Genomic DNA, 5,219 nt, shown 5'->3' with positions numbered 1-5,219 from the left:
GATGGCTTTAGCTCGCCGGTTGGTAAACTTAAAAATATGCAGCCTTTAGAAAACATGGGGGTGGCAGAACTGGAAAATGCGGGTATTGTCATTAATAAAGATGCAACACTCCAATTTGAGAGTGGTATCACCGTTGAAGGCAAAGTTAAAAGTATCCTGGTATCTGGCGGAAAAACGCAGCTGATCTCTTTTACAGATTGCATGGTAACTGATAAAAATGGCGCTGTATTGTTCGATCCGTCGTGGGGTGTTTATGATATGGCTGTGGGCGAAAAGATCACGTCGGTATTTTGTGGWGCGGCAGATAAGGAAGCATTTGACGAGTTAATTTATAAATCAAAAACCGCTACTCATCATGTAGAGCATAGCTTTAAAAATAAGGAATTACACAAGCTGTATCAGCAGGTGCGGGATTGTCGCCAAAAGCAAGGTGATTATGGTTTTTTAGGCAACGTTTGGCTTAAATTGCAAAAAAATCATCATGACGACTGGCTTTGCGCCCTGGAAATACTGGAACTACTGGAGCATGAGGGGATTGAACCATTTCTGGCAGTTGAGATCCGGAGTTTTCTTGAACAAAAAATAAAAGATCAGCCCGAATTAAAAAAACTTATCACCGATGGTTTTTACCTGATCGGGCATCCCGTTGAGCAAAAATTGGTATTTTAGGGGCGATGATAACAGGGTTATCTCATGCAAAAAAATGCGTCATTGCGAAGCATAGGCCCAACCCTTCCTGGGAGAAGCTATGCTTCGCAATGACGGTTCTGAAATAATTAAGTAACTATCATTAAATCATTCCCCCTTTAGGGGGTTAGGGGGCACATGAATATCATAATAACAGGCGCCAGCAGCGGCGTAGGATTTGAGGCTGTAATTGAACTTATACTATCCGGAAACCATAAGGTTATAGCGCTTGCACGCTCGCAGGATAAACTGGAACGCTTGCTGGAGATTGCCCACGGCCTTAACCCCGATTGCCAGTTATACGCCCTTACGTTTGATATTGTACATGATGATTACGAAGGCTTAAAACAATTTATCGGGGTTAACTTTGATAACCAGGTTGATGTTTTAATAAATAATGCAGGGGTGCTTATAAATAAACCATTTATGCAATTGCTGGAAACCGATTTTGTAGAAATGCTGCAAAGTAACTTTATAGGTCATGTACGCATTATACAAGCCCTTTTATCATTAATACCTGCCGGAGGGCACATACTCAATATTGGCAGTATGGGCGGTTACCAGGGGAGTGCCAAATTTCCGGGTTTATCTGCATATTCGGCCAGCAAGTCTGCTTTGCACACATTAACGGAATGCCTGGCGCAGGAACTTGCCGATCAGGATATAAAAGTAAACTGCCTGGCACTGGGATCGGCACAAACCGAAATGCTGGAAAAGGCTTTTCCGGGCTATCAATCTCCGGTATTAGCATTTGAAATGGGTAAGTATATAGCCGACTTTGCGCTTACAGGTCATAAGTTTTTTAATGGTAAAGTTTTGCCTGTTGCAGTAAGTACGCCATAAAATAATATTTTATTATAAATATTTTATAACTTACGCAAAGAAAACAGCGTAATACCTTTATATGGATAATAGATTCACATCCCTATTTACTCGTTCAAAAGATGTATTTTTTGTGATGGATATGAATGGTGTGATTTTGCATTCAAACCCTTCATTTCAGCGTTTATTTAACTATAATGAGGCCGAACTTACGGGCATTAATATTGCTGAAATATGCCACCCGGAGGATAAAAAAAGCAGGGAGGAATCACAAGGCAGCCTGCTGTTAAGTAAGAAACCGGTTGATTATCAAAGCAGGATTAAGGCAAAAGGTGGGGGCTATTACAATGTTTCCTGGTCGGCTATTTTAAATGATGATAACCTTATTTATTCAACCGGTACTCCCCGGATGAACATGCCTGTTATTTCTGAGCCGCCAGATAACGACATAGTACAGCATACCATTCAAAACCTGAACGAGGGCTTTATTGTGCTTGATACCGATTGGAATATAATAGCTTTTAACCCGGCTTTTCAGGCCATGACCAGTTTAAACGCCGAAGAAATTAAACAATCGGGTTTTATTAATATAAAAAGCCTCGGCATAATACCCGAGGTTATCAGCGAATGTCAACGATCATTAAACGATAATACCCCTGTACAGGTTCAGTATTTAAATACATACTTAAACTCCTGGCTTCGCATTAATATATATCCTTATGATAATCAACTTGCGTTATTTATAAGAGATATTACCGAAATAAAAATACAGGAATGGGTATTGGGATTGGAGAAAAGGGTGTTGGAGTTAAATGCAGCTACACAACATACCCTTGCCCAAACAACCGGCGAATTACTTAGGGGGATCGAAGCAATATTTCCCGATATGATCTGCTCGGTTTTGGAAGTAGATGACGCGCAGCAAAAGCTGTATACCCTTGCTGCACCACGGCTGCCAAAAGCTTATAGCGATCAGTTGGAAGGTCTTCCGGTTGGCCCGGGTGTGGGCTCATGCGGTAATGCGGTATATCATCGGGAGCAAACTATTGTAAGCGATGTAGAAAATGATCCGCTTTGGGCCGACTATGCCGATATGATAAAACCATTTGGTTTAAAAGCTTGCTGGTCTACACCGGTAATAAGTTCAAATGGTGCCAAGGTTTTGGCTGTGTTTGGTATTTATTATACCACGGTGCGCGAACCAGACAGTGACGAGCTACACCTGATAGGGCGAACGGTAAACATTTTGCGGGTTTTAATTGAAAGCAAAAAAAACGAGCAGGATATTAAAGAGCAAAACAACAGGCTTCAGTCAATTGCTGCTATAAGCTCCCATGAACTACGACGCCCGGTTGCCACCATTTTGGGCCTGGTAAATTTGTTCGACAAGTACAACACCTCGAACCCCCTAAACAGCGAAATAATTGACTATTTATATATTACCACCAAAGAGCTTGATAAAGTTATTCATGATATTATTGAAAAAACTTTATACGTAAAAGCGAGCGAAAAGCAAATTTCATAAAGGCCACTTTTTTGTAATCCTGAGCAATAGTGAAGGACCTACCCACCGCCATGCTTCTTCGCCCTATACCATCTGCGAATAGATCCTTCGTTCCTTACCAATCACGTGTTTGTTGTAACCGTTTATTTTCTTTCAAAAAAAGGCCGGTTACCCTGAGCCTGTCGAAGGCGCGTGCGGAGAAGCCTTTGCCCGCTATGCACCGGCAGACTGCCCATGACGTGTTTGCAAAACAAGCATTTGTCATGCTGAACGTAGTGAAGCTTCTATTATTCGCCATGCTCTTCGCCCTGTACAGTCGGCGAATAGGTCCTTCACTCCTCATAGGCTGTCTAAAAATAAAAAACAGACCGTCATTGCGAGGCACGAAGCAATCCCCAACTTACAGAGTAACTGTGCAAATCCGACCTGTATTTTGGGGATTGCTTCGTCGTACCTCCTCGCAATGACGATCACGAGGCGGTTGTATTATCCCCATACATTTCCCTCGTTGACAAGGAATTTACAACTCCTCCATTGGAGGCGATACCGCGAATCGATCTTCTACCGAACCAACTATCCAGCGCGAACCTTTTGGTTGTTCACCGGTCTTTGCTCTTCAGCCTTTTGCGCCTACCTTTAAAAATTCATTTACCACAATTTCAGATACGTAGCGTTTCACTCCTTCTTTATCGATATAGCTGCGGTTGGCCAGTTTGCCTTCAATGGCTACTTCATCACCCTTTTTTAAAAAATCTTCGGCAAGCTTGGCCTGTGTGCCCCACAAAACCAGGTTATGCCATGTGGTATCGGTTATCTTTTCGCCTTTGTCATTTTTATAGCTCTCGTTGGTGGCTATGGAGATCCGCGCCATTTTTTTGTTGCTGTCAAAAACTTTTACTTCCGGGTCCATACCTAAGTTGCCTACAAGGCGTACACTGTTTCTTAATGAGTTCATCGTTTTATTTTTTAATTTTTGATATATGTTTTGATAACGATACAAAGGTGCAGCTACCCTGAAAACTTAACCGGATAATAACCGTTTATAGTCGATAGTTTCCGTTTGTAAGCGTTTGCAAATGGATAAGCAATCGTGTATCTTTATATCATGAACCAGGAAAGAAACTGTTTGGATTGTGGTTTGCCCTTACATGGCCGGGCCGATAAAAAGTTTTGTAACGATTTATGCCGCAATAATTACAATAACCAGCTTAACAGCAATAGCTATAACCTGGTGCGCAATGTCAATAACATCCTGCGCCGCAACCGACGTGTACTGGAAGAGTTAAACCCAACCGGCAAAACAAAAACCAGCCGCAAAAAACTGGCAGCAAAAGGATTCGATTTTGACCACATCACCAGTATCTATCAAACCAAAACGGGTTCCACTTATATGTTTTGCTATGAATATGGGTACTTGTTGCTGGATGGAGATGAGGTGTTGTTGGTAAAAAGGGAAGGGGAGAGCGGTTAGTTATATGAAATTAACAATCAAAATTATACAGGTAGTTTTAATTATTTTATTAGGCTTTTGTCTTTTTATGTGGATGGTTTACCATGGTAGCGGACATAATATCCCTTTAGAAACAGATAGAGATTTTGAATACATCATCGGTATATTGATTAGTTTATTGATATTACTTTATGGAATAAAGTTTACGCTGAAGAATAAAGATTAAGTTTATGTTCAAAATCCAACCATGAGCTTAAGTCTTTTCTTTAGCTGCCTCAAGATAAAATTCTGATAATTCTTTAATTCTGAAAATTCTGATTCAGACAACGTGTTAGGGATGACAGCGGTACCGGCCAATGAGCGTAATGCCTGCAGGCGTATTAGCGAACAGCCCGGGCCGCAGGCAACACCATGAAAATCGGTATCAAGTAATTAGTATCAAGATTTTCTATTCGTCCTGCACAATTTAGAGATTGCGTCGTATCTTATAGTGACAGCCTATTTGTTTATTAGAAATCACAAGCTTTCGTTTTCCCTAAAGCGTCTGCAGAACAGCTTCGGACGAAAACGGGCAAAACAATGCGGGTTGTACGGCTGCAGGGCATAGGAAGTTTTTGCATGTGGAGAAGCCGGGCGGGTAAGGGCAAAATAATTCCAGCCCAGGTTTTGCCCGTTTTGCAGGGCAAAGGCCCTGAGCGCAAAGAAGCATTTCTGCTGACTTGAATTATTCGCTGTTGTATGTTTTTATTGGTGCTC

At 41.6% G+C, this 5,219-nt stretch carries 5 protein-coding genes and 1 pseudogene; 4 read left to right on the top strand and 2 right to left on the bottom strand.

Translation table 11 applies throughout. The annotated features are described in order from the left end of the window. The 3 genes and pseudogenes from AC1DPZ_RS21355 to AC1DPZ_RS21345 all read left to right on the top strand — a co-directional run. Positions 1–669 (top strand): annotated as a pseudogene (locus tag AC1DPZ_RS21355) (aromatic amino acid hydroxylase); the annotation flags it as partial. Between the two features lie 156 nt (positions 670–825). Beyond that, positions 826–1,530 (top strand): SDR family NAD(P)-dependent oxidoreductase, encoded by a 705-nt coding sequence (locus AC1DPZ_RS21350; protein ID WP_477407227.1) that lies wholly within the window; start codon positions 826–828, stop codon positions 1,528–1,530. Positions 1,531–1,591: 61 nt separating this feature from the next. Then, entirely contained in the window at positions 1,592–3,034 is a 1,443-nt protein-coding gene (locus tag AC1DPZ_RS21345; protein WP_477407225.1) for a PAS domain S-box protein, read from the top strand. Positions 3,035–3,629: 595 nt separating this feature from the next. Here AC1DPZ_RS21345 and AC1DPZ_RS21340 read toward each other — a convergent pair. Continuing rightward, on the bottom strand, positions 3,630–3,968 hold the full coding sequence (locus AC1DPZ_RS21340; RefSeq protein WP_477407223.1) for a single-stranded DNA-binding protein: 339 nt from the start codon (positions 3,966–3,968) through the stop codon (positions 3,630–3,632). 150 nt (positions 3,969–4,118) lie between these two features. On the opposite strand from AC1DPZ_RS21340, the gene AC1DPZ_RS21335 reads away from it, so the two are divergent. Beyond that, positions 4,119–4,484: a hypothetical protein gene (locus AC1DPZ_RS21335; RefSeq protein ID WP_477407221.1), complete on the top strand. Its 366-nt coding sequence runs from the start codon at positions 4,119–4,121 to the stop codon at positions 4,482–4,484. A gap of 488 nt (positions 4,485–4,972) precedes the next feature. Here AC1DPZ_RS21335 and AC1DPZ_RS21330 read toward each other — a convergent pair. Then, positions 4,973–5,219: hypothetical protein (locus AC1DPZ_RS21330; protein WP_477407219.1), on the bottom strand; the 247-nt coding region annotated here is incomplete at its 5' end.

Source organism: Mucilaginibacter sp. P4_G9 (assembly GCF_056400985.1).
The sequence above is the reverse complement of the archived record's forward strand: the minus strand, read 5'-3'. Positions and strand labels throughout refer to the sequence as shown.

Coding starts and splice junctions, on each gene's coding strand:
- AC1DPZ_RS21350 (WP_477407227.1), top strand. CDS start 826: ATGAATATCATAATAACAGGCGCCAGCAGCGGCGTAGGATTTGAGGCT.
- AC1DPZ_RS21345 (WP_477407225.1), top strand. CDS start 1,592: ATGGATAATAGATTCACATCCCTATTTACTCGTTCAAAAGATGTATTT.
- AC1DPZ_RS21340 (WP_477407223.1), bottom strand. CDS start 3,968: ATGAACTCATTAAGAAACAGTGTACGCCTTGTAGGCAACTTAGGTATG.
- AC1DPZ_RS21335 (WP_477407221.1), top strand. CDS start 4,119: ATGAACCAGGAAAGAAACTGTTTGGATTGTGGTTTGCCCTTACATGGC.